Annotated in this window: 24 protein-coding genes; 9 read left to right on the top strand and 15 right to left on the bottom strand. The window is 61.8% G+C overall.

Annotation, left to right across the window (positions count from 1 at the left end; all coding sequences use genetic code 11):
* Window positions 1-91: 91 nt before the first annotated feature.
* The 3 genes from J5J09_RS10395 to J5J09_RS10385 are packed head-to-tail and all read right to left on the bottom strand — an operon-like array spanning window position 92 to window position 1,817.
* Window positions 92-424 carry an AzlD domain-containing protein gene (locus tag J5J09_RS10395; RefSeq protein WP_208549921.1) on the bottom strand — a complete coding sequence of 111 codons (333 nt, stop codon included), beginning with the start codon at window positions 422-424 and terminating at the stop codon, window positions 92-94.
* Window positions 421-1,179, bottom strand: coding sequence for an AzlC family ABC transporter permease (locus J5J09_RS10390; protein WP_208549920.1), 759 nt, complete (start codon window positions 1,177-1,179; stop codon window positions 421-423). The genes J5J09_RS10395 and J5J09_RS10390 overlap by 4 nt, the downstream gene beginning before the upstream one ends.
* 44 nt (window positions 1,180-1,223) lie before the next feature.
* A complete protein-coding gene (locus J5J09_RS10385) occupies window positions 1,224-1,817 on the bottom strand; it encodes a TetR/AcrR family transcriptional regulator (RefSeq protein ID WP_208549919.1) in 594 nt (197 codons plus the stop codon).
* 160 nt (window positions 1,818-1,977) lie between these two features.
* On the opposite strand from J5J09_RS10385, the gene J5J09_RS10380 reads away from it, so the two are divergent.
* Window positions 1,978-2,376 (top strand): RidA family protein, encoded by a 399-nt coding sequence (locus J5J09_RS10380; RefSeq protein WP_208549918.1) that lies wholly within the window; start codon window positions 1,978-1,980, stop codon window positions 2,374-2,376.
* A gap of 293 nt (window positions 2,377-2,669) precedes the next feature.
* Here the strand turns inward: J5J09_RS10380 and clpA are convergent, their stop codons facing one another.
* The 5 genes from clpA to cysE form a co-directional block, all read right to left on the bottom strand.
* On the bottom strand, window positions 2,670-5,120 hold the full coding sequence (gene clpA, locus J5J09_RS10375) for an ATP-dependent Clp protease ATP-binding subunit ClpA (RefSeq protein WP_208549916.1): 2,451 nt from the start codon (window positions 5,118-5,120) through the stop codon (window positions 2,670-2,672).
* 10 nt (window positions 5,121-5,130) lie between these two features.
* Window positions 5,131-5,478, bottom strand: a complete 348-nt coding sequence (gene clpS / locus J5J09_RS10370; protein ID WP_208549914.1) for an ATP-dependent Clp protease adapter ClpS — start codon at window positions 5,476-5,478, stop codon at window positions 5,131-5,133.
* Between the two features lie 223 nt (window positions 5,479-5,701).
* A complete protein-coding gene (locus J5J09_RS10365; protein WP_208549911.1) occupies window positions 5,702-6,046 on the bottom strand; it encodes a phasin family protein in 345 nt (114 codons plus the stop codon).
* A 169-nt stretch (window positions 6,047-6,215) separates the two neighbouring features.
* Window positions 6,216-6,419 (bottom strand): DUF3126 family protein, encoded by a 204-nt coding sequence (locus J5J09_RS10360; RefSeq protein WP_208549909.1) that lies wholly within the window; start codon window positions 6,417-6,419, stop codon window positions 6,216-6,218.
* A 120-nt stretch (window positions 6,420-6,539) separates the two neighbouring features.
* Window positions 6,540-7,364: a serine O-acetyltransferase gene (gene cysE, locus J5J09_RS10355; protein ID WP_208549907.1), complete on the bottom strand. Its 825-nt coding sequence runs from the start codon at window positions 7,362-7,364 to the stop codon at window positions 6,540-6,542.
* Between the two features lie 72 nt (window positions 7,365-7,436).
* Between cysE and J5J09_RS10350 the strand changes: the two genes are divergently transcribed.
* Window positions 7,437-8,240 carry an enoyl-CoA hydratase-related protein gene (locus J5J09_RS10350; RefSeq protein ID WP_208549906.1) on the top strand — a complete coding sequence of 268 codons (804 nt, stop codon included), beginning with the start codon at window positions 7,437-7,439 and terminating at the stop codon, window positions 8,238-8,240.
* Here the strand turns inward: J5J09_RS10350 and J5J09_RS10345 are convergent.
* Window positions 8,227-9,024: an alpha/beta hydrolase gene (locus tag J5J09_RS10345; RefSeq protein WP_208549904.1), complete on the bottom strand. Its 798-nt coding sequence runs from the start codon at window positions 9,022-9,024 to the stop codon at window positions 8,227-8,229. The two genes, J5J09_RS10350 and J5J09_RS10345, sit on opposite strands and share 14 nt — an antisense overlap.
* A gap of 162 nt (window positions 9,025-9,186) precedes the next feature.
* Between J5J09_RS10345 and J5J09_RS10340 the strand changes: the two genes are divergently transcribed.
* Both J5J09_RS10340 and J5J09_RS10335 read left to right on the top strand, forming a co-directional pair.
* Window positions 9,187-9,432, top strand: coding sequence for a zinc-finger domain-containing protein (locus tag J5J09_RS10340; RefSeq protein ID WP_208549902.1), 246 nt, complete (start codon window positions 9,187-9,189; stop codon window positions 9,430-9,432).
* A gap of 40 nt (window positions 9,433-9,472) precedes the next feature.
* Window positions 9,473-10,636, top strand: coding sequence for an FAD-dependent monooxygenase (locus tag J5J09_RS10335; protein ID WP_208549901.1), 1,164 nt, complete (start codon window positions 9,473-9,475; stop codon window positions 10,634-10,636).
* Window positions 10,637-10,638: 2 nt separating this feature from the next.
* Here the strand turns inward: J5J09_RS10335 and J5J09_RS10330 are convergent, their stop codons facing one another.
* On the bottom strand, window positions 10,639-11,829 hold the full coding sequence (locus tag J5J09_RS10330) for a cystathionine beta-lyase (RefSeq protein ID WP_208549893.1): 1,191 nt from the start codon (window positions 11,827-11,829) through the stop codon (window positions 10,639-10,641).
* A 356-nt stretch (window positions 11,830-12,185) separates the two neighbouring features.
* Between J5J09_RS10330 and J5J09_RS10325 the strand changes: the two genes are divergently transcribed.
* The 4 genes from J5J09_RS10325 to J5J09_RS10310 all read left to right on the top strand — a co-directional run bounded on the left by J5J09_RS10325 (window position 12,186) and on the right by J5J09_RS10310 (window position 16,454).
* Entirely contained in the window at window positions 12,186-13,214 is a 1,029-nt protein-coding gene (locus J5J09_RS10325) for an amino acid ABC transporter substrate-binding protein (protein ID WP_208549892.1), read from the top strand.
* 94 nt (window positions 13,215-13,308) lie between these two features.
* Window positions 13,309-14,502: an amino acid ABC transporter permease gene (locus J5J09_RS10320; protein ID WP_208549891.1), complete on the top strand. Its 1,194-nt coding sequence runs from the start codon at window positions 13,309-13,311 to the stop codon at window positions 14,500-14,502.
* Between the two features lie 36 nt (window positions 14,503-14,538).
* Window positions 14,539-15,657, top strand: a complete 1,119-nt coding sequence (locus J5J09_RS10315) for an amino acid ABC transporter permease (RefSeq protein ID WP_246745951.1) — start codon at window positions 14,539-14,541, stop codon at window positions 15,655-15,657.
* 23 nt (window positions 15,658-15,680) lie between these two features.
* Complete coding sequence (locus J5J09_RS10310) at window positions 15,681-16,454, top strand: amino acid ABC transporter ATP-binding protein (RefSeq protein WP_208549887.1); 774 nt, start codon at window positions 15,681-15,683, stop codon at window positions 16,452-16,454.
* A 73-nt stretch (window positions 16,455-16,527) separates the two neighbouring features.
* On the opposite strand, the gene J5J09_RS10305 is transcribed toward J5J09_RS10310, so the two are convergent.
* On the bottom strand, window positions 16,528-17,304 hold the full coding sequence (locus tag J5J09_RS10305; protein WP_208549883.1) for a nuclease: 777 nt from the start codon (window positions 17,302-17,304) through the stop codon (window positions 16,528-16,530).
* Between the two features lie 178 nt (window positions 17,305-17,482).
* Window positions 17,483-17,791, bottom strand: coding sequence for a DUF2934 domain-containing protein (locus J5J09_RS10300; protein WP_208549882.1), 309 nt, complete (start codon window positions 17,789-17,791; stop codon window positions 17,483-17,485).
* A 154-nt stretch (window positions 17,792-17,945) separates the two neighbouring features.
* On the opposite strand from J5J09_RS10300, the gene J5J09_RS10295 reads away from it, so the two are divergent.
* On the top strand, window positions 17,946-18,158 hold the full coding sequence (locus J5J09_RS10295) for a hypothetical protein (RefSeq protein ID WP_208549881.1): 213 nt from the start codon (window positions 17,946-17,948) through the stop codon (window positions 18,156-18,158).
* A 192-nt stretch (window positions 18,159-18,350) separates the two neighbouring features.
* Here J5J09_RS10295 and J5J09_RS10290 read toward each other — a convergent pair whose 3' ends face one another.
* From J5J09_RS10290 to J5J09_RS10280, 3 genes are read right to left on the bottom strand one after another with little or no spacing between them, the layout of a single operon-like run.
* Window positions 18,351-20,162 carry a TniQ family protein gene (locus J5J09_RS10290; RefSeq protein ID WP_208549878.1) on the bottom strand — a complete coding sequence of 604 codons (1,812 nt, stop codon included), beginning with the start codon at window positions 20,160-20,162 and terminating at the stop codon, window positions 18,351-18,353.
* Window positions 20,162-21,148 carry a TniB family NTP-binding protein gene (locus tag J5J09_RS10285; protein ID WP_208549873.1) on the bottom strand — a complete coding sequence of 329 codons (987 nt, stop codon included), beginning with the start codon at window positions 21,146-21,148 and terminating at the stop codon, window positions 20,162-20,164. The genes J5J09_RS10290 and J5J09_RS10285 overlap by 1 nt, the downstream gene beginning before the upstream one ends.
* Window positions 21,149-21,150: 2 nt before the next feature.
* Window positions 21,151-23,391, bottom strand: a complete 2,241-nt coding sequence (locus J5J09_RS10280; protein WP_208549868.1) for a Mu transposase C-terminal domain-containing protein — start codon at window positions 23,389-23,391, stop codon at window positions 21,151-21,153.
* Window positions 23,392-23,408: the final 17 nt, after the last annotated feature.

Raw genomic sequence — 23,408 nt, 5'->3', positions numbered from 1 at the left:
TTCCGGGGTTTCGGCCCCACTCACTTCGGTATCCTGACCTGCGGCGCGACGAACCGCCAGTCCGACAGCGGCAACGGCTTTTCCGGCAGGCTCACAACAGCGCCATGCCTGCCGCGAGCAACACGATGGGCACGACCACGCCGACGGCAACGCGCTGGCCCGTGGCGAGGAAGGCGGCAAAGCCGGCAATCGTCGCTCCCAGCCTCAGCCACAGGGGCGTGTCGGCGAGCGAGCCGGTCGGAAACACGATCAGCTTGACCGTGACGGCCATGACGAGCGCGGTTGCCACCGCCTTCACCCAGCGCAGCGCCTCGGATTCCTCGTCAAGGCGATTGCCGGCGAGCACGCCGAGCCAGCGCCAGATATCCGTCGCCAGCCAGCCGGCACAGATGATCACGATATAGACCCAGGAGTCGGCCATCACGGCATCCCCTCGTCCGGCGCCACCCTGGCCGCCTTCGAGCGTCTGATCTGGCGGTCGATCAGCCAGGCAAGCGTTCCCCCGCCAATGCCGGCGATCAGGACATCCATGCCCGGCGCCACCAGCGCCAGCAGCGGACCGCCGACGGCGCCAATGACGAAGGCGAGCTTCAGCAGCGGTTGGCGCGACGTCGCCCAGATCGAGGCGATGAAATAGACGGGCGTCAGGAAATAGAGAATACCGGCGACAACGGGCGGAAAGGCCGCGACTAGGCCGAAACAGATGCCGACCAGAGCCGTGTTGACCAGCGTCAGCGTCATTCCGAAGCCGGCGAAATAGGTGGTGCGATGCTCGCGCGGGACCGCGCTGATCGTGCGGGTGGCAAAGACCCAGGCGGTGATGGCGACGAAATGGGAGAGGAACAGCAGCCACCAGGTCGGCGTCCGGTCGCTGCGCATGTCTGGCACCAGAGACGCGACCATCGGCATCATCCGGATCGACGAGAGCGAGACAGCGAGGATGATCGCGAAGAGATGGGCGCCGCTTACCAGCATGCCTGTGAGGATCATCTTGGCCGGCAGCGCCCAGACCATCAGCGTCATGAACATTGCCTCGCCGCGCGTCAGTTCGGCCTCGAAGGCGAAGGCGGCGAAGCCGACGAAGGAGGTCATCAGGATAAGCGCCGGAAGCGAGAAGATTCCCCGCGCGCCGGCAAGGAACCAGTGAAGTGAGGATGATGAGTATGCTGCTTCTGACATTGATCTACCGCTAGCGCAAACGCGCGGCACGGGCAATGCGCCTGTCATGCCGGCTTGGCGAGCAAACCCGCCGCGAGCGCCCGGAATGCCTCCAGCGCCTTCGGCAGCACGCCTTTGGGATCGTCACTCGCAGCCACCCACAGCGCCGCGTTGAGCGCCGCGCCGCTCACCAGACGCGCCGCGGCCTCGGCGTCGAGCGGCTTCATGACGCCACGCTCGATCAGCTTCTCCACCGTTCGGCGCGTGACCTGCAGGCAGCTGTTCTGGCTTGGCCACAGCGACGGATCGCCGAGCACGGCGGGTCCGTCGAGCAGGACGATGCGCTGGACCTCCGGATCGAGCGCCATCTCGATATAGGCGGCGCCCTCGGCCAGCAGCCCCTCCCAGTCGTCCCCGATCTTCGCACCGATCGACTGCGCGCAGGCGGCCATCTCGCAGTCGATCTGGTCGACGACCGCGGCCAGCAGGCCGCGCTTGTCACCGAAATTATGGTAGAGGGCGCCCCTCGTCAGCCCGACATCAGCCGTCAGTTCGTCCATCGAGGCCGCGGCATAGCCCTTCTCGGCAAACGCCTTGCGCGCCGCGCCGATCAGCTTGGCGCGGTTTTCTTCCATCGTTTCTGCCCGGCTTTTGGCCATCTTCTTCCCACTTCACATACGACGCGTATTTAAACTTGAAATACGATGCGTATGTCATCAGATTAGATACGCACCGTATATGAAAATTGCAGACCTGGAAAGCCGGTGGCGCATGGCGTCCGCGGGACGGGTCTCTTGATGCCCTAGATAAGGAAAATCAATGTCCAAGCCTCAACCCGTCTTCCCCGCCAATCGGCACGCGCTCTATGAAGAGCATGGCTATTCCGCCGCAATCCGATCCGGTGATCTCCTGTTCGTCTCCGGCCAGGTGGGCAGCCGTACAGACGGCACGCCGGAACCCGATTTCGCGAGGCAGGTTGAGCTTGCCTTCGACAATCTGCGGGCGACGCTCGCAGCCGCCGGGTGCGGCCTCGATGACATCATCGATGTGACGACCTTCCACACCGACCCGGAAAACCAGTTCGGCACCATCATGGCCGTGAAGCAAGCCGTGTTCCCGAAAGCGCCCTACCCCAACTGGACCGCCGTTGGCGTCACCTGGCTTGCCGGTTTCGACTTCGAGATCAAGGTGGTGGCCCGCGTCCCCAATGCCGGCTGAGGTCTCAGAGAGAGGCTTCAATCCTAAAAACGCAAAAAGGCCCGGCATTGCCGGGCTCAGACTGCTGACAAACCCGCCGATTTTTGCTTGGCGGGTTTTCTTGTTTTTAGGTGCGCGGTCAGGTGGTGTTTTGGTCTTAGGTTTTCGTGATCTCCATCTCGAGAGCCGTCTGTTCGGGAGCAGGTTTCTTCAACATGTCCCAGTGAATCATAAACCCCCGGATGTAGCCAGGGGTTTGTCAGCAGTCTGAGCCCGGGCATTGCCCGGCCTTTCTGCGTGTCGAATTCCTCGACTTATTTCTTCGGCACCCGCGGAACCGATGTCCGGCGCTTGGACTGCGGCTCGGGTTCGGTCACCTTCTCGGCCTTTGCCTTCGCCGCCTTGCGGGGCTTCTTGGCCTTGGCCTCGACCTGCTCGGCCTCGGGCTTCGGCTTGACCGGAGCGACTTCGGACACCGCCTCCAGATCCAGCATCTCAGCGCCTGTATCGTCGGTCTTCACACCGACCTTGACCACGCCGCCCTTCTTCAGCTTGCCGAAGAGGATCTCGTTGGCCAGCGGCTTCTTGATGTGCTCCTGGATGATCCGCGACAGCGGCCGGGCGCCCATCTTCTCGTCGTAGCCGCGCGTTGCGAGCCAGGCGATTGCCTCCTTCGACAGGTCGAAGGTGACGTTGCGTTCCGACAACTGGGCTTCCAGCTGCATGACGAACTTCTGCACGACCTGGTGGATGACCTCCGTCGGCAGCGGCGCGAACGGAATGGTCGCGTCGAGGCGGTTGCGGAATTCCGGCGTGAACAGGCGGTTGAGCGCCTCTTCGTCCTCACCGGTGCGCTTGGACGAGCCGAAACCGATCGCGGCCTTGGCCATTTCCGATGCGCCCGCATTGGTCGTCATGATCAGGATGACGTTGCGGAAGTCGATCTTCTTGCCGTTGTGGTCCGTCAGCGAGCCGTGGTCCATCACCTGCAACAGGATGTTGTAGATATCCGGATGCGCCTTCTCGATTTCGTCGAGCAGCACGACCGAATGCGGATGCTGGTCCACCTGGTCGGTCAAGAGACCGCCCTGGTCGAAGCCGACATAGCCGGGAGGTGCGCCGAGCAGACGGGAAACCGTGTGGCGCTCCATGTATTCCGACATGTCGAAGCGCAGCAGTTCAACGCCGAGCGACGAAGCCAGCTGCTTCGCAACCTCGGTCTTGCCAACGCCGGTCGGACCGGAGAAGACATAGGCGCCGATCGGCTTGTTCGGTTCGCGCAGACCCGCACGAGCGAGCTTGATCGATGTCGAAAGCGCCTCGATGGCCTTGTCCTGACCGTAGACGACCGAGCGCAGTTCCTTCTCGAGATTGGCGAGAACCATCTCGTCGTCCTTGGACACCGTCTTCGGCGGAATGCGCGCCATGGTCGCGATTGTTGCCTCGATCTCCTTCTCGGTGATCAGCTTGCGGCGCTTGGAGGCGGTCAGCAGCATCTGCGCCGCGCCCGTCTCGTCGATCACGTCGATCGCCTTGTCAGGCAGCTTGCGGTCGGAGATGTAGCGGGCCGACAGCTCAACGGCGGCCTTGATGGCGTCGTTGGTGTATTTCAGCTTGTGATAGTCCTCGAAGTACGGCTTCAGGCCCTTCATGATCTCGATCGCATCGTCGATCGACGGTTCGTTGACGTCGATCTTCTGGAAGCGGCGGACCAGGGCCCGGTCCTTCTCGAAGAACTGGCGGTATTCCTTGTAGGTGGTCGAGCCGATGCAGCGGATCGCACCGGAAGAGAGGGCCGGTTTTAATAGGTTCGATGCATCCATCGCGCCGCCGGACGTGGCGCCGGCGCCGATGACCGTGTGTATCTCGTCAATGAACAGCACGGCTCCGGGATACTCTTCCAGTTCCTTGACGACCTGCTTCAGGCGTTCCTCGAAGTCACCGCGATAGCGCGTGCCGGCGAGCAGCGTGCCCATGTCGAGCGAGAAGATGGTGGCGTCGGCCAGCGCTTCCGGCACCTTGCCTTCGACGATGCGCTTGGCAAGGCCTTCGGCGATCGCCGTCTTGCCAACGCCGGGATCGCCGACGTAGAGCGGGTTGTTCTTCGAGCGACGGCACAGGACCTGGATCGTGCGGTTGACCTCGTCGTGGCGACCGATCAGCGGATCGATCTTGCCGCCCTTGGCCTTTTCGTTGAGGTTGACGCAGTAGGCCTTCAGCGCGTCCTGCTGCTTCTTTTGGCCGCCTTCGTCAGCGTCGCGGGCCTGCTTGGCCTCGCTCTCGCCTTCCTCGGCACCGCGCGGCGCGCGGGTCTGGGTCGCCCCCGGACGCTTGCCGATTCCGTGCGAGATATAATTGACCGCATCGTAGCGGGTCATCTCCTGCTCCTGAAGGAAGAAGGCGGCGTGGCTCTCGCGCTCGGCGAAGATCGCGACCAGCACGTTCGCGCCGGTGACTTCCTCGCGGCCCGACGACTGGACGTGGATCACCGCGCGCTGGATGACGCGCTGGAATCCGGACGTCGGCTTGGAATCCTCGTCATACCCCGTCACGAGATTGGCGAGTTCGTTGTCGACATAATCCTTGACGGTCTTGCGCAGAGCGTCGAGATCGACGTTGCAGGCGCCCATCACGGCCGCCGCGTCGGCATCATCGATCAATGCCAGCAGCAGGTGCTCGAGCGTTGCATATTCGTGGTGACGCTCGTTGGCAAAAGTCAGTGCCTGATGCAGCGCCTTCTCTAGACTGGGAGAAAATGTGGGCACAGTCAGTTCCTCATTTCTTTTCCATCACGCACTGAAGCGGATGTTCGTGCTGCCTCGCGAAATCCATCACCTGGCTGACCTTGGTCTCGGCCACCTCATAGGTAAAGATGCCGCACTCGCCGACGCCATGATTGTGGACATGCAACATGATACGGGTCGCTGCCTCGCGATCCTTCTGGAAGAAACGCTCCAGGATGTGGATCACGAACTCCATCGGTGTGTAGTCGTCGTTCAGAAGCAGCACGCGATACAGGTTCGGCTTCTTCGTCTTCGGCTTCGTACGCGTGATCACCGAGGTGCCGCGATTGGCGTTGTCCCCATCCCGTTGCTGCTGCATGAGAAGCGGCTTGGCGATCATTTCAATTCATTCTCCTCGGCCAGGGACGGTTTTGAACGACAAGACCGCCCCGTGACACAGTTGTCATAAGGTAGTTCGATTTGAGCCAATTTTAAGCCCCCCGTGGCGCAGTGCAAACAGATTTGCGCAAAGGGCCCAAAAATAAGGAGGAAGAGAGCGTACAAACGAAAAAACCGGCCGCGAATGTCGCGACCGGTCCTTGGGATTGTCGGGTTTAAACCGCTCAGGCGGCGTTCGACATCGACATTGCCTTGGACACAGGTGCCTCGTAGGGCTTGTAGGCGGTCTTTGCGAGATCGGCGTACATTTCGCCCATCTTCGTGGCTTCGGCAACGAAGCTCTCGTAGGACGACTTCAGATACGAGGTCTGGAGCTCCATGGCCTGCTCGACGCTCTTCACGGAGGTGAGCGCCTCCATGTGGGCGGCCATGTCCTGGAACGATTTCTTGGAATATTCGGTTGCTTCGGTGGCGATCGCCTGGAAGCCCCTGGCGACGTCGGAATAGCCCTTCAGCGCGTTATCCATGGCTTCCTTGCCCTTCCGGTTGGCTTCGTCAAAATTGAACATGCAAATGCTCCTTCCCGTCGTTGTTCTGAGCCTCATATAAGCACTGGCGCACATTCGGTCAAGGAATTTTGTTGCATTGCACAAAATCTCTTGGTTGCATTTGACGACAATCAAGAAGGGCCGGTTGATCGCTCAACCGGCCCTTTAAAGTCATCAAACGGCGAACCGCTCAGAGATCCACGTCGAGGATCGCCATCGAGAAATTGTAGGACAGATCGCCATCCTCGTCGTCCTTGAAGACGACGCCGAGAAACTCATCGCCCAGATAGACTTCGGCCGAGTCATCCTTGCGCGGCCGCGCCTTGACGACCATGTTCGGATTGAACATGCGCTTGAAGTAGGCTTCGAGTTTCTTGATTTCTTCCGGCTTCACCGCAATCTCCATCAACTGTTCAAATCGCGGCGCTTGTCGCACGGCCCGCGCGCCGCTGTAAAGGCGCGAGCGCCGTTTATCCGGTTTTCTCCGAGATTTCGCCCGGCTGGAAAGAGCCTCTCACGCCTCTGAGGCGAGCATCTGGTCCATCGACCGGGCGGGTTCGGCGCAGCCGGCTTCGCCGACCACGCGGGCCGGGACGCCGGCGACGGTCGAGCAAGGCGGAACGGGTTTCAGCACGACCGAACCGGCTGCCACACGAGAGCAATTGCCGACGGCGATATTGCCGAGCACCTTGGCGCCGGCGCCGATCAGCACGCCATCGCCGATCTTCGGATGGCGATCGGCGCCCTCCTTGCCGGTGCCGCCGAGCGTGACGCCGTGCAGGATCGAGACATTGTCGCCGATCCGCGCGGTCTCGCCGACGACCAGGCCGGTAGCATGGTCGAGGAAGATGCCGCGGCCGACATGGGCTGCGGGGTTGATGTCGGTCTGGAAGACGCTCGACGAGCGGCTCTGCAGGTAGAGCGCCAGATCACGGCGGCCCTTCTTCCACAGCCAGTGCGCCAGACGATGGGTCTGGATCGCGTGGAAGCCCTTGAAATAGAGGACCGGCTCCAGGAACCGCAGGCAAGCGGGATCACGGTCGTAGACGGCCTGGATGTCGACGCGCACGATCGACGACCATTCCGGCCAGTCCTCGAGCATTTCCTCGAAGGTCTGGCGCAAAAGCGTCGCCTGCAGATCTGGATGGTCGAGCCGTTCGCAGATCCGATAGATCACGCAGTCTTCCAGCGAGCGATGGTTCAGCACGGTGGAATAAAGAAAGGCGGCGAGCAACGGCTCGCGCTCCGCCGCAAGCTTGGCCTCCTGACGGAGCGTGTCCCAGATCGGGTCCATGGTCTTCAGCGATTGTCCCTGAAGCATTTCGCTCTTGGCCGGCATCGACTGTCTCCTCGTCGTGTTCGGTGACAATATATATAGCAAGTGTGACTCGACTTAAATGGGCCGATCAAAATGAAGATAACGAGTGATTTCGCCCGAGGGCGTGTGAAGGCCGCGTGCCGCGATAGCGTCGGTACGCTGGTACTCGACCATCCGGAGCGGAAGAACGCGGTCACCCTTGCGATGTGGCGGGCGATCCCGGAAGCGCTGCACTGGCTGGTGGCGGACGCCCACGCTCGGGTCGTCGTGCTGTCGGGGGCCGGCGAGCGGGACTTTTCCGCGGGCGCCGACATTTCCGAGTTTCCGACCGTCCGCAAGGACGCGGAGACGGCTCGAATCTACGAGGCGGCCAATTCAGCGGCGTTTGCCGCCGTGCGCGACTGCCGGGTCCCGGTGGTCGCGGCGATCAGAGGCATCTGCTATGGCGGCGGTTTCGGGCTCGCAGCGGCCTGTGACTTGAGGCTGGCCGACGACACCGCCGTGTTCGCCGTGCCGGCGGCGCGTCTCGGGCTTGCCTATCCGGCCGATGCCGTCGGCGATTTCCTGCTGTCGCTCGGCGCGCAACAGGCGCGCAAAGCGCTCTTCAGCGGCGCGGCGATGACCGCCGGTACGCTCGCCGCCAATGGCTTCCTTCTGGAGGTCACGCCGCCTGGCGCACTCGACGGCGCCGCCTTCGAGCTTGCTGGCACGATCGCGCAGAACGCGCCGCTCTCCGTCCAGGCGGCCAAGCTTGCGCTCCGGGCGGCCGAGACCGGCGATGCGGTGCTCTTGGCGGACGCGGAGGTACTCGGTGCCTCGACCTTCGACAGCGAAGACTACGCGGAAGGTCGCGCCGCCTTCGTCGAGCGGCGGAAGCCGATCTTCACCGGGCGGTGAGCGGACCATCCAACTCGCGATAGAAATCCAGCACCGCCGCCTTGAAAACCCGGTCGCCGACGGCGAGCATGTGGTCGCGGTTCGGGATGTCGATCGCCCGGGCGTTCGGCATGATCTTCGCCAGCTCCTCGCCTGAGCCGGCGATATCGTCCTTCGTGCCGACGGCAATCAGTGTCGGCTGGTCGATGCTTTCGGCCTGTTCGCGCGTCACCAGCACACGCGAGGTCTGGATGCAGGCGGCGAGCGCGAAGCGATCCGAACGGGTCTGGTCGGCGAACAGGCGGAACATGCGGCCGCGTTCATGGGTGACGTCGGAGAGCGATGGCGCCAGCAGCGCGTCGGCGATCGGGTCCCAGTCGCCGACACCCTCGATCATGCCGATTCCAAGGCCACCGAATACGAGCGAGCGAACCACATCTGGATAATCCAGCGCCATGAACGCCGAGATGCGGGCGCCCATTGAGTAACCCATCACATGGGCCTTTTCGATGCCCAGATGCTTCAAGAGCGCGGCGGCGTCGGCGGCCATCAGCGGCGGATAGTAGGCTTCCGAATCGTGCGGCCGGTCGCTCGCGCCATGGCCACGATTGTCCAGCGCGATCACCCGGTAGCCGGCTTCAATCAGTGTCTTCAGCCAGCCCGGATTGACCCAGTTGACGCTCGCCGTCGAAGCAAAGCCATGAATCAGCAACACCGGCGGGGCGTCTCTTTCCCCCTGGTCAAAATAGGCAAGCTGCAGGCCATCGTGATAAAACAGGGAGAATGCGGGCACGTTGAGGTTCATGCGGCGGGTCCTTTCGTCGGCGCGCACCATAAGAGAACACACTCTTTCATCCAACGGCCCGCGACAGTTTTTCTCGCCGCTTCCCCAGGCGCGGCACTACACATTTGCGGCGAACGGCGATAATGTCCGCCGCAAACAGGCAATGGCAGCGGAGAGACATTCATGGCCGGGCACTCCATCCCCCACTTCCAGAACGATGGCGGTCACCGCGTGATCGAGATCGGCGTGAAGGAATTCATGTGCACCGGCGCATCCGTGCCGTTCGACCATCCGCACATCTTCATCGACATGGGCGACGACAACGAGAAGGTCTGCTCCTACTGCTCGACGCTCTATCGCTACAATCCGTCCCTGAAGGCGGAACAGACGATCCCGGCCGGCTGCGTGTTCCACAGCAAGGCCGCCTGATCTCCAGGTCTAGAAACCGGCCGTCAGGACGGCGTTTTCCATGTCCATCCAGAACGTCGCGATCGTCGGCGCCGGTGTCGCCGGGCTGACGGCCGCGCTCTCCTTGGCGCGTCTCGGCATACACTGCGACATCCTCGAGCAGGCGCCGCAGCTGACCGAAGTCGGCGCCGGACTGCAGCTCTCGCCGAACGCCTCGCGCATTCTCGGCGATCTCGGCGTGCTCGATGATCTTGAGCGAAAATGGTGCGAGCCCGACACGCTGCGGCTTGCCGACGGGCGCTCGTTGAAAGCCATCACCGCCCTACCCGCCGGTCGTTTCGCCCGCGAGCGCTGGGGCGCGCCCTACGGAGTCCTGCATCGCGCGACCTTGCAACAGGGCCTGCTCCACGCGGTGCTGCACAATCGCAATTGCCGGCTGCATCTCGGCTCGCGGCTGACATCGACCGATCCCGCATCCATCGAGGCACTGACCGGCGTGAAGGCAGACCTCTTCGTCGGCGCCGACGGCGTGTGGTCGACCCTTCGCGAGCGGGTGCCCAACAGTCCCGGCGTCACTTTTTCCGGCAATGTCGCCTGGCGGTTTACCCTGAAGGACACGGGCCGCACTGACATTCTGGATCCGTCGAACCTCACCGCCTATCTCGGCCGCGACAGCCATATGGTCTGCTATCCGCTCAAGGAGATCGACGGCTTCAACATCGTCGCGATCACGGCCGGCGCCAGTCCGGGCGAGACCTGGGCGGCGCAGGGCAGCGCCGCGCAACGGGCGGTCATCATGGAACGGTTTTCCGGGTGGAACCGCAAGATCACCGCGCTGTTGCTGGAGGCCGGCGAGCCGACCTTCTGGCCGCTTTACCAGGCGAGTGCCGGCAGCTGGCAGAACGGCCGCGACACGGTCCTGATCGGCGACGCCGCGCATGCCATGATGCCATTTGCAGCCCAGGGCGCGGCCATGGCGATCGAGGATGGGTTCGAACTGGCCGGCGCGGTGTCACGCCAGCCCCTGCCACAGGCACTGTCATCCTTCGAGACCGGCCGCAAACGCCGTGCCGCCAAGGTCAAGGATCGGGCCGATTTCAACCGGATGGCCTATCACGCAAGCGGCCCGATGCGGGTCGCCCGCGACCTTGTGCTGTCGCTCAGATCGCCGAAGGCTCTGATTTCCGATCTCGACTGGCTCTACGGCTACCGCGCCAAGGGCTGATCTCAGACCTTCGCAGCCGCCGCAAAACCGCGTTCGAGATCGGCGATGATGTCCTCGACATTCTCCAGGCCGATCTGCAGTCGGATCACCGGGCCCTCTGTCGGTGCCTTGCAGATCCGGCGGTCGTCGAGATTGACCATGACCGCGAGGCTTTCGTATCCGCCCCACGAATAGCCCAGGCCGAAAAGGGAGAGTTCGTCGAGGAAGGCGCGGGCCTTTGGCTTGAACTGTGCCTGACCGTCGGCAGCGAGCACGAAGGAGAAGATGCCGCTCGCTCCCTTGAAGTCGCGCTTCCAGATGTCGTGGCCGGGAAAGCTCGGCAGCGCCGGATGCAGGACCTTGGCCACACCTTCCCTGCCCTCCAGCCACTCCGCTACGGCAAGGGCGGCCTTCTGGTGCGCGTCGAGCCTCAAACCCATGGTGCGCAGGCCGCGCAGGATCATGTAGGAATCATCCGGCGACGGACAGGTGCCGAGCGTATACTGCGCTTCGCTGAGCGCCTTCCAGTGTGCCTCGTTGGCCGAAACGGTTCCCATCAGGATATCGGAATGGCCGGACGGATACTTGGTGGCGGCGTGGATCGAGACGTCGACGCCGAAATCGAGTGGCCGGAAATAGAGCGGCGTCGCCCAGGTATTGTCCATGGTGACGACGCAGCCATGCTTGTGGGCGGCGTCGGCGATGGCACGGATGTCCTGCATTTCGAAGGTGTTCGAACCCGGTGCCTCGGCGTGCACGAGCTTCGTGTTGGGGCGGATCAGCGTTTCTATGCCGGCGCCGACGGCAGGATCGTAGTATTCGATCTCGACGCCCAGACGCGTGAGCATCGTGTCGCAGAAATGGCGGCAGGGCGAATAGACCGAATCGACGATCAGCGCATGGTCGCCCGCCGACAGATAGGCGAGGAATGGCACGGTGATCGCGGCCAGCCCCGAAGGCACCAGAATCGTTCCGGCGGAGCCTTCCAGTTCATCGATCGCCGCGCAGAGCGCGTCCGTCGTCGGCGTACCACGCGTTCCGTAGGTGTATTTCTGGGCCCGGGTCTCCATCGTCTTGACGTCGGGAAACAGGACCGTGGACGCGTGCACGACCGGCGGATTGACGAAACCGAAGAAGTCGGACGGGTCGTTTCCGATATGGCAGAGCCTGGTATCCGTGCCGGCTTCGGCCAGCATCTTCTTGCGGTCTTTCATGTGTAAAGGCACCTTTTGTCAGCGTCGTATCGGCGGCATTTGTGGCCTCCCCGGCGGGGTCGGTCAAGAGGGCCCGCATACGTCTCCAAAACGGTAAAAACGCGATTCAAAGCGTTTTCAGCAGTCACTTTTTTGTTCAACAGCTGCCTTAGAACAGCAAAATATGCCCATTTTTCAAGCCATTTAGGCGAATTGCCACTTTTGTGTCCGATTCTTGCCATCAACACTTGACCACACACCCATTTACGACTGTGATAGGTCGGTCCGCGCCGGGAGGGCGGCGGGCCGGTGGCATGCGCGTTTTAACAGGCGCAACCCACCGTCAGCAAAAAGACAACAGATAAAGGTTGGGAAAAATGAACATCAAGTTCCTGTCAGTCGCACTCGGCGCTGCGGTTCTCGGAATGGGCGCGTCCGCCGCCTCCGCCGCTACGCTCGACGACGTGAAGGCCAAGGGTTTTGTTCAGTGCGTCGTCAACACCGGTCTCGCCGGCTTTGCTTCACCTGACGCCTCCGGCAACTGGTCCGGTTTCGACGTTGATTATTGCAAGGCTGTCGCAGCGGCAATTTTCGCCGACGGAACCAAGGTCAAGTACACGCCAACCACGGGCACCACGCGCTTCCCCGCGCTGCAGTCCGGCGAAGGCGACGTGCTGTTCCGCAACACCACGTGGACGATCAGCCGCGACACCGCGCTCGGCTTCAACTTCCGCACCGTCAACTACTATGACGGCCAGGGCTTCATGGTCCCGAAGAGCCTCAACGTTTCGTCGGCACTCGAACTCTCCGGCGCTGCCGTCTGCGTCCAGGCCGGCACCACCACCGAACTAAACCTCGCCGACTATTTCCGCGCCAACAACCTGGAATACAAGCCGGTCGTCTTCGAAAAGTTCGAGGAAGTGAACGCTGCCTACGCCGCCGGCCGTTGCGACGTCTACACGACCGACCAGTCGGGTCTCTATGCCGTGCGTCTCAACCTGACCAACCCGGACGACCACGTCATCCTGCCGGAAATCATCTCCAAGGAGCCGCTTGGCCCGGCCGTTCGCCAGGGTGACGACCAGTGGTTCGACATCGTTTCGTGGACGCACTACGCTCTGGTGCAGGCTGAAGAATTCGGCATCACCCAGGCGAATGTCGACGAAATCAAGTCGTCGACCACCAACCCCGACATCAAGCGCTTCCTCGGCACCGAAGCCGACTCGAAGATCGGTACCGACCTCGGTCTGACCAACGACTGGGCCTACAACATCATCAAGGCCGTCGGTAACTATGGCGAAGTGTTCGAGCGCAACATCGGCGCGTCCACGCCGCTGAAGATCGAACGTGGCCTCAACGCTCTGTGGACCAAGGGCGGCCTGCAGTACGCTCCGCCGATCCGCTGATCCGCTGATATCGGCCGGGGCGTCTGCCGCGCCCCGGCCTTTTTGCCTGACGACGACACAATAAGGTTCGAAAAGAACCACAGGGGACTGGCCAATGACTGACCACGCCTTGAGCGCGCCGGCGGAACGGGGAACGCTTAGCAGCTATATCTACAATCCAACGGTCCGCGCGATATTCTTCCAGATCCTGACTGCGCTGCTGACCGTCATCTTCGTGATCTGGGTGACCGGAAATACGGCCGAAAACCTCGCTCGATCCGGCACCGCCTCGGGCTTCGACTTCCTTGACAGCCGCGCCGGTTTCGACATCGGCCAGTCGATGATCGAATATTCCAGCGACTCGACGTACGGCCGTGCCCTTCTCGTCGGCTTTCTCAACACGGTACTGGTTGCGGTCACCGGCATCATCACCGCCACGATCGTCGGCTTCATCATCGGCATCGGCCGTCTCTCGGGCAATTGGCTGATCGCAAGGCTTTGCACCGTTTACGTCGAGGTGTTCCGCAACATCCCGGTGCTGCTCGTCATCTTCTTCTGGTATTCCGGTGTCTTGAGCACCCTGCCCCAGGTTCGCGAATCTCTTGAATTGCCCTTCGGCATGTTCCTCAACAATCGCGGCCTCGCCATTCCGAAGCCCTCGTGGGGTGACGGCTCCATCGTGCTGCCGATCGCATTCGGGGTCGCTATCGTCGCCGCCATCGTCATGGCGCGCTGGGCCAAGGCCCGTCAGGCGGCTACGGGACAGCAGTTTCCCGTGGGCTGGGCGTCGCTCGGCCTGATCGTCGGCCTTCCCGTGCTGGCGTTTGCCGCGGTCGGTTGGCCGCTCAGCTTCAGCTTTCCGGAACTCGGACGCTTCAACCTTACGGGTGGTGCTGTTCTCGGGCCGGAATTCGTGGCGCTTTATCTGGCGCTGTCCTTCTACACCGCGTCCTTCATCGCCGAAACGATCCGCGCCGGCATTCGCGGCGTGGCGAAGGGCCAGAGCGAGGCGTCCGCCGCGCTCGGCCTTCAACCCAGCCAGGCGACACGTCTCGTGGTCGTGCCGCAGGCGATGCGGATCATCATTCCGCCGCTCACCAGCCAGTATCTCAATCTGACGAAGAACTCCTCCCTCGCCGCGGCGATCGGCTTTCCCGATCTCGTCGCGACAGGCGGAACGACGCTCAACCAGACCGGACAGGCTGTCGAGGTCGTGTCGATCTGGATGGTCGTCTACCTCTCGATCAGCCTGGCGACGTCCGTTTTCATGAACTGGTTCAATGCCAGAATGGCCCTGGTGGAGCGCTAACCGATGGCAACACAAAAAGCCTTTGTCCGTCAGGACATGCTCGATCCACGCCCCGCCCCGATCAGTCAGGGCACAGTCAGCGGCTGGATAAGAGCCAATCTGCTCGCGACGCCCAAGGACACGGTGCTCACCATCGTGGCGCTCGCGCTTCTGCTCTGGACGCTCCCCGGCATCCTCAACTGGCTGTTCATCCAAGCAAGCTGGGTCGGCTCGGACCGTTCTGTCTGCGCCACCATCCCTCAGGGCGGCATTCAGCCGGAAGGCTGGAGCGGCGCATGCTGGGCCTTCGTCGAGGAGCGTTTCGGACAGTTCATGTTCGGGCGCTATCCGCTCGAAGAGCGCTGGCGGCCGATCCTGGTCGCCGTCCTGTTCGTCGCGCTTCTCGTCCCGCTGCTGATCCCGAAGCTGCCGCGCAAGGGTCTCAACGCGCTTCTGCTGTTCGTGATCTTCCCCTTCGTCGCCTTCTGGCTGTTGCACGGTGGCCTCGGCCTCGAGCGGGTCGAGACGACGCTGTGGGGCGGACTGATGGTGACGCTGATCCTGTCCTTCGTCGGCATCGCCGTATCCTTGCCGCTCGGCATCCTTCTGGCGCTCGGCCGACGATCGAACCTACCGGTGATCAAGTTCCTCTGCGTCACATTCATCGAAGTGGTGCGCGGCGTGCCGCTGATTACCGTTCTCTTCATGGCGAACGTGATGCTGCCGCTCTTCCTGCCCACCGGCTGGACGATCGACAACTTCCTCCGCGCGCTGGTGGGGGTCGCCCTGTTCGCCTCCGCCTACATGGCCGAAGTCATCCGCGGCGGCCTGCAGGCGATCCCGAAGGGTCAGTATGAAGGTGCCGATTCGCTCGGCCTCAGCTACTGGCAGACGACGCAGCTGATCATCCTGCCGCAGGCGATCAAGCTCGTCATTCCCGGTATCGTCAACACGTTCATCGGACTGTTCAAGGATACCTCGCTGGTCTCGATCATCGGCATGTTCGACCTGCTCGGCATCGTGCAGCTCAATTTCCGGGATGCGAACTGGATTACGCCGGTCACGCCGATCACCGGCCTGATCTTCGCCGGCTTCATTTTCTGGCTGTTCTGCTTCGGTATGTCGCGTTACTCCGCCTTCATGGAGCGGCACCTCGACACCGGACACAAACGATAAGAACTCATTCAAGGGGAATCACCATGGCCAACGCCAATTCCGCTCCCATGGCCGTCTCGGACACGGACGTCGCCGTCGAAATCATCAAGATGAACAAGTGGTACGGCGATTTTCACGTGCTGCGCGACATCAATCTGAAGGTGATGAAGGGCGAGCGCATCGTCATCGCCGGGCCGTCCGGCTCGGGCAAGTCGACGATGATCCGCTGCATCAACCGCCTTGAGGAACACCAGTCGGGCAACATCATCGTCGACGGCATGGAACTCACCAACGACCTCAAGAAGATCGACGAGGTGCGCCGCGAGGTCGGCATGGTGTTCCAGCACTTCAACCTGTTCCCGCACCTGACGATCCTGGAAAACTGCACGCTGGCGCCGATCTGGGTGCGCAAGATGCCGAAGAAGGAAGCCGAGGAGGTGGCGATGCACTTCCTCACCCGCGTCAAGATCCCGGAACAGGCTAACAAGTATCCGGGTCAGCTCTCGGGCGGCCAGCAGCAGCGCGTGGCGATCGCGCGCGCACTCTGCATGCGCCCGAAGATCATGCTGTTCGATGAGCCGACCTCGGCGCTCGACCCTGAGATGGTGAAGGAAGTGCTCGACACCATGGTGGGGCTTGCCGAAGAGGGCATGACCATGCTCTGCGTGACCCACGAAATGGGCTTTGCCCGTCAGGTGGCCAACCGCGTGATCTTCATGGACCAGGGCCAGATCGTCGAGCAGAACGCGCCGGCCGAGTTCTTCGACAATCCGCAGCACGAGCGCACGAAACTTTTCCTCAGCCAGATCCTGCACTGAGTGGAACACGATCGTTGAGAATCAGGAAGGCTCGCCTCGCGCGGGCCTTTTTCTTTGGCTCATGTTGACAGGATCAGGGGCACCACGACCTTGCCGCCGAACCGCGCGGACGGGCCAGGCCCTCCGCGACGAGAACGGCGCCCAACGACTTTCCGTTGCGGCTGACGATTCGATGACTGCCCTCGCCCGCGGCCGCCAGTTCGAAGCTGCCGGCATTCAGCAGTTCCCTGAGCCGCACCTGCGCGGCGAAACCCAGGTCCCGCTCCTGCTGACATCTCGCACCTTCCGTCGCCGGCGCGACGATGTCGGCCAGCGTGACACGGCTCTTGTGGTACCAGAACGTATCTCCCCGCGCGACGCAGCTGTCGAGGCCAGAGGTGCCGCAGAAATAGAAGCGGCCGGAATGGCCCTTGCCCGTCAGGCCGCCCTGCGGCAGCGAGGCCTTCTCCACCGTCGCGCCCGGCTTGCCGACCGGAACGGCGGGAATTGGCGCGGGCGGCGTTACCGCCGCCGTGGTGATGTCGTCAGGACGGGCGAGCGGCTTCGGAATCGGGCGTTCCGACCGCCGCGCGACGTCGGTGGACTTCTGAACGGGTTTCGGAGGTTTCGGCGTCGTCCGCTCCGCCGCCTGCCGCTTCGGCTTCTCGCCGACGCGATCTGTTCGCTCCGGCGCCGGCAGGAGAGAGGCGATTTCGCGCGGCAGCTGGTCGCGCCGCTCGTAGGCGGCGATGCCACCGGCGACGACGCCCAAAATCAGGATCCAGGACCACAGGCCTCCGCCCGAACGGACCGGCGCCGTCTTGCGGCGGCTGCGGGGCTTTGAACGTCTTGACTGCGCGGAGCGGGCCATTGCGGGACTCGTTCGTTGATCAACGGGTCCCTAAGGGTGTGCGGCAGATTGGTTAAGGGAGGGTGAAGGTGAAAAGCCATCGACCCACCTCGCCTGCTGCGACAAGCGTGATCGCGCATATCGCATGGACAAAACGCTCTCCCGCAGGAAAGCGCTTCGTCGCCTGGTATACCGTCCTTTAGCGGATCACGGGATCACCCGGGATCGCGCCCATGTGTACGCCGTCGGTCGGCGCGGCCGGCTTGGATGACCTAGCCTTTGCCTTGCTCTTGGCCGGCGCGGCCACCGGGGCGTTTTCCATGCCGGCCTGGGGCGCTTCCGGAGAAAGACCCGGGGGCGTGTCGCCGGAGATCGTGCCCTCGCCGTACTCCCGATCGATCTCTTTCTCGGCCTGGTGCCAATGGCTCTCGTGCAAGCCGTCAGCCTCGCCCTGCTCCTGCCAGAGGGCATAGGCCCGTTCGCGAATCTGCTGTTCTCTGTCGGTCATCAACGCCTCCATGGGGACATGCATCAACAACCATGCTGACACGGCGAAGTTCCAGCGGGAAGCCCGGATTTCTCAACCGTGATCGAACGTGACAGGTTGTCCACGCGGAACTTTCCCGAGACGCGCGCATTGGCTCACGAAACAGGAGAAGATTATGTCACAGAATCCAAAGAGCCAGCCGTCCGCCACGCCTGATCCCAATGTCGAAGACCCGCATCCCGGCAGCGTCTCTGATGGCACGCATCCGGAAGCCGACGAGAGCAAGCGCGTCCGGCCCGACGGCGCGGGCGTCGAGGATGACGTGAAACGCAAGACGGCGGTCGACCCGGCACTGATGCCGGGCGGCGATCCGGCGGGGGCGGCGTGAAAGCGAACTGATTACGCGGTGATGGTTTGGCCATCTTCGCCTACGGCTCATTGAAAACACTAAGCTTTTTCCGGGGCTTCCAAAATGACCGGGGCATGTCGCGGCATTTGATGTGGGCATCTTCCAGGTATAGGCACTAAAAAACCCGCCGAAGCGGGTTGAAAGCTGAAATGCATTTGGACTGGGTCGGCCCTACATGAAGCTAGTAACGTCAGTTCTCCTGTAGAACCGTGCGATGAACCCTTCGGGTTCAAAGATGGGGGCGATTCCAACAGAGTCTAGTTCAGCCTTGATGGCCGCCCTATAGCCACTACGATACTTCGCGATCTCAGTCAGGGACGCATACGCTGCCTGAAACTCCGCCAATGAACATCGCTCAACGAACCTCACTGTTCTGCCTGTTTCACGGCGGATGGTTCTCTGACGAAGATAGCCGCGCTTGATGAGGTCCGCGACCGTGCTGGTCGTTGTCGCGAGCGCAATTTCGACCTCCTTTAGCCGCATCAGGTCATCATTACTCCCACCTAGCGGGCTGACGTCAAGTTTCAGGGCGTCCGCTGCCACGCGTGCTCTTTGAAGCACGGGTGCTGATCCCGGAACGATAGATGCCGCTAGCGTCCCTTCGAGGATCATCGCGACGAGTTTGTGGAACGGGCGACGCCACGTTCTAGAGGCGGCAACCAAGGGAATTAGGCCTTCGCTTTGCGCGACCTCCGTCATCTTCAGCTCCAATCGGTGCTTCAAGTCTTCCACAGCCTCCTTGCGGATGCGGGTGTATGTCCGTTCATCGGGGGAACGCGTTTCAACTTGCGTCAGGATACCCGCCTCAAGGAGGTCATGAACGCGTTCCTCTCGCATACCGAGTGCCGCACTGGCTTCCGTGGCCGTCAGGGTATCACTGGCCGCCTCCAGGATTGGCCGTAGTGCGCCGGCATCGAAGTATGTGCAGGCGTCAGATAGACCGTTACGGAAGCTAGGATCATTTGCCCTCATCAAGGCTCTGATCCGATCGTGCGTGAGGCCATGCTCGGCGTGCGCAGAGGTAACGCTGTGCAAATAGCGGACTTCGACAGGTCTGAGGATGGTCTGTCCCGGTCCAAACGGCATGTTGCGCACGAGGATATCCTGCATGAGGTCCACGATCGGCTGGTAAGCGTCCTTGCAAAGGTTTCGACGGAGCCATTGGGCCATAGGACCCAACACCTGTCCTACGTACTTTGCCATAGGGCGATCACGATCAATCACCTGCGCGATTGTCCGCCGAATTTCATCTTCACCTTTCATGGCGAGACAGAATCCCCATTCACGCAGATCGGTCCCCTCAGACATCCATTCACGGACCTGATGAAGTGCAAGTACGTCGCCGAGATAGCGTGAGAATTCGGCCGCGACGTGCACGTCGAGCGCGTCCAGGAAGCTGGCTCCGCCACCCTGGAACACCCGCTCCCGCAGATATCGATCAAGCATCGGCTGCCGGCTAGGGAGGGGAGCGGCACCTGCAGCCTCAATTTGTGCGAGGTTGGCTTCCACGAACCGAGGGAAGTCATGAACGTCATCCTCGGAACCCACCGACACCTCAAGCAAAGCGCAATCATGAAGGTGGCAGCCTTCGATTCCCCGAACACTCCACCACGCGCGGCGATAGGCTCGGGACACATTACGCCCCGACATCCTTTTCCTATCCTCCATGACGCACCGCGCACAGAGACGGTGCCTCCGTCCGAGCCGCATATCCTTGCTCAGGGTAGCATGACCCATTCGCCAGGTTTCCCCGGCACCTGAAGCCACCACCGCCAGTGTCTGGAGGCGCGACACCGAAACACCCGACCACTCGGTGACCAAAGCCAAGGCGTCGGCATCACCTTTTACGATAGCCCTCGCCGTGACGTCCGTGTGGCCAAGGAACGACCGCAAGGATGAGAACCCATTTGCCGCGGCAAGACGTGCTACGAAATCGATCGCAGTCTCATCGGCGTGGTACTCGAGGGTTACAGGCAGGACCATCACTTGCTTCCCTTCTTTGCAGGGGTCCAGAGATCGGCGACAGAGTATGCGGGATCGATCTCACTCCATCGGGCAGCCGTGTAGATGTTGTCGTTCGGCAGACACCCGCTGGTGCGTGAGTAGTTGAAGGCGAAAGCGCGGCGGTCGACCGTATCCTTGCCCTTGCTCATCGCCAGGAAGCACGCTCCTTGAACTGCCGTGACAATCTCACCGAAGCTGCCGCTGTTGGCCCAGCACAGCCGCCCCAGGAAATCATCAGTGAGGAGTTCGTCAGGGAGGACCAGCCCGCACCTGGTTTCGACGATATCTGTAAGCACGCGTTGGACGTCCGCTCGGTTGTTGGGCAGGCTCAAAGGCACGAACCGCATGATCAACGACCGGTTCTTCACCTGAGCGTCGCCGCCCTTCAGCAGATCGGCGAGGTCCGGGACGCCAGAGAAGATCATATGCAACGGCCAGTCAGCGATCTGCATCAGGCTCTTGATGCGGTCTTGGACATCAAGGATCGCTTGGCTACTAGAGTGCCGGCGGAGATGCTGAGCTTCGTCGACGTGCAGATAGATGATCCCGCGTTCCCGGAACTGGGTTTTCACAGTCGCATAGAGTTCGGCTTCGGTCTGTCTAGCCTTCGACGGCACCCCGATCGCATCCAGGATAGCCACGGCGAAATCCTTCGTCCCACAGGGCTTAGGCGCTTCCAGGCTGAGGAGCGGCCGTACCTCCTCGCCATACTCGTTCACCCGCGGCTGGAATTCGGGCATCAAACGGAAATGGTGCTTCAACGCCGTCGATTTTCCAGTGCCTGATCCCCCTACCAAGAAGAGGGCACGACGTCGTGATCCGATACCACTGCGGCAAAGCTCGACGTTGTCGATCAGCTCCCGCAACATCTCGGTCAACATCTTGTCGCCCGGGTTTTCGATGTAGTCGTAAACATCCGGCTTCTTGCCGCCGCCGTTATCAAGTCCGATGGTCATGGTATCCATACTCAGTACTCCTCGTAGTAATTGTTGTTAGGCTCGGAGGCTGCAGTGTCTTCAGGCGGCTTCGCCGTGGCAGCGGCAGCGTCCTCACGCTTCTTTTTCCTCGCGCTCTTCTCACGCTCTTCGTGGAACGCCGGCACGGCACTGGATGTGGAGACAGACCCCTGCCGCAGTGGATCATCGGGCAGAGAAAACGACGCCGTGACGTTAGGCGTATCAGCCGACCGAACGGCCTCCCAAGCTCCGAACAGCTCGGCCTCGGCAAGCAGATAATGCTCCGCAGTGAAGTTGCGCGGTGTCAGATTGGCCCGAAGTGCGGCCGCCGCTCCCGTATCGCGGAGACGATTGATGGCGCGGTTCATCGCCGCCAGACCAGCCTCAGCCTCAGACGCGTGCTGCGCGCGGATATCGCGCCGCGCGACGATCCATTCAGCCAGAGAAAGATTGGGACCAATACCGACGAGGTTTCTGACGACAAACCAGCCCTTGTCGCCACGCACCGCAATGTGCTCCAGGTTCTCAGGATCAACCTTGATCTCGAACTCCATCTGGCCGTACTTCGTCCGCTGGCGATGCAGCTCTTCGTTTCCGTAAGGAACGCCCATGAAGGGGATGCCGTACTGTCCGATGCGGCGCTTAAACTTCACACCGAAGGTGTGGAGCATTTGTTCGGGGTCCTGGCTCGGGAATTCGATCCCATCCTCTTGAACAGCTCGCCTCCAGGCATTGTGCGGGGTGCCGCCGCCAAGTCCGCTGTGCGGCTTGTTGTGGTAGATGTCGCAGATGGCGACGGTGAAGAGGCGGATCATCTCGTCGACCTGCAGGCTGATCTGATGCTCGGGATTGTAGTCGCCCTTTTCGGCCACCGATCCGAAAGTTCTGCCCGTGAAATACGCCGCGATCAGCGGACCGATCGAATGGAAGAGGCTTTCGATAAAGGGGCGCGCCTTCGGATTTCCGGCCTGGGGGCGATTGAAGGTGATCTTGGCGGCGCGCATGATGCCCTCCACTACCTCGTTGGCGAATTCCTTGCCGTTGTCGCTGAAGATGTCACGAGGCTGGACCAATCCGATCCAAGGCGTCTCGGCTCCGACGAAATCGGAGATGTGACGCTTGTCGGACATGATCATGCGGATAGCCGCGGCCGCCGACACCGCATTGGGATTCAGGCTCGCTCTGAAGGCGAGGATGTACCGCGTGGCTACGTCGATCGCCGCCACGAACCAGATTCGCTTGCCAGCGACCGCTTCCTTGTACGCCGGCGGCAGGATGTCCCACATCCCCGTCTCAACAAACAGGGTCATCAGATCGACGTTCCAGAAGTCGATTTCGATCCGCTCGCCAACCGCAAGCGCATTGATGCCTCGCTTGACCATACCGAAACGTTTGAGCGCCGACGCGCGTCCGTGACGGCCGTCCCATTTATCGAAAGCGTCGAACTTCGAGATGATCGATTCGAACTTGTGCCTCGTGACCTTGAGGAGCGGCGTGATCCGCTCTGCGTTCACCTCTGCCAGTTTGGCGACGTAGTTGCGGTAGACCTCGGCCATGCTCGGCTTTGGGTCCGTCATGTAGTTCAGCGCCTCTTTGTGGGCAAAAGCCACCGAGTCGGCATCCACCTTCCTAAGATGAAGTCCAGGACCGTGGTGGCGGTGGACGATACCGAGGACCTCCGCACCGCAGGCGTGATAGCGCTTGTAATCGCGACGGAACGTCTTGATGGAGGGCGCATAGAAGACGTCAATCGCGATAGACTGATCTGCGCGGGTAGCAGTCTTTTCGGCGTCGCCGTCATCGTCCCCCAGCATTTCGCTAATGATCTCCTTGCGCCAGGCACGGAGCTTTGCCTCGAACTCTTCCTTTGACCACCGGGGCTTCTTGCCGAGAGCAACGCATTCGTCATCGTAGCGCTTGATCAGCTGCTCGCGAAACAAGGCCAAGGGCCGCCGCTTTCCTTCAATGTTGTCGATCGTCGTCTGCTCGCCAAAGATCGCCCGCAGGCGTTGGTTTTCCGGTGCGTTGTAGCCGTGGCGAATTTTCACGGCACCGCTCAGGAGCTTGGAGTAGACTTCGCGGTGCAACATGAACCGTTCGTCGTTGGGGTTCGCTTCGTTGCTGAAGGTCCAGCCGTCTTCGTCGCGTTTCTTCGGTTTCCAATGGACCTCGCCTTCCGTGAAGCGATCGGCGTTACGCATCTTGACGATGGCGTGGTCGAGGATTTTCGGCATAGTAAGGGCAGTCAGCATCGCGAGCTCCTTTCAAG

The organism is Ciceribacter sp. L1K22 (assembly GCF_017599385.1).
GTDB lineage: Bacteria > Pseudomonadota > Alphaproteobacteria > Rhizobiales > Rhizobiaceae > Allorhizobium.
The sequence above is the reverse complement of the archived record's forward strand: the minus strand, read 5'-3'. Positions and strand labels throughout refer to the sequence as shown.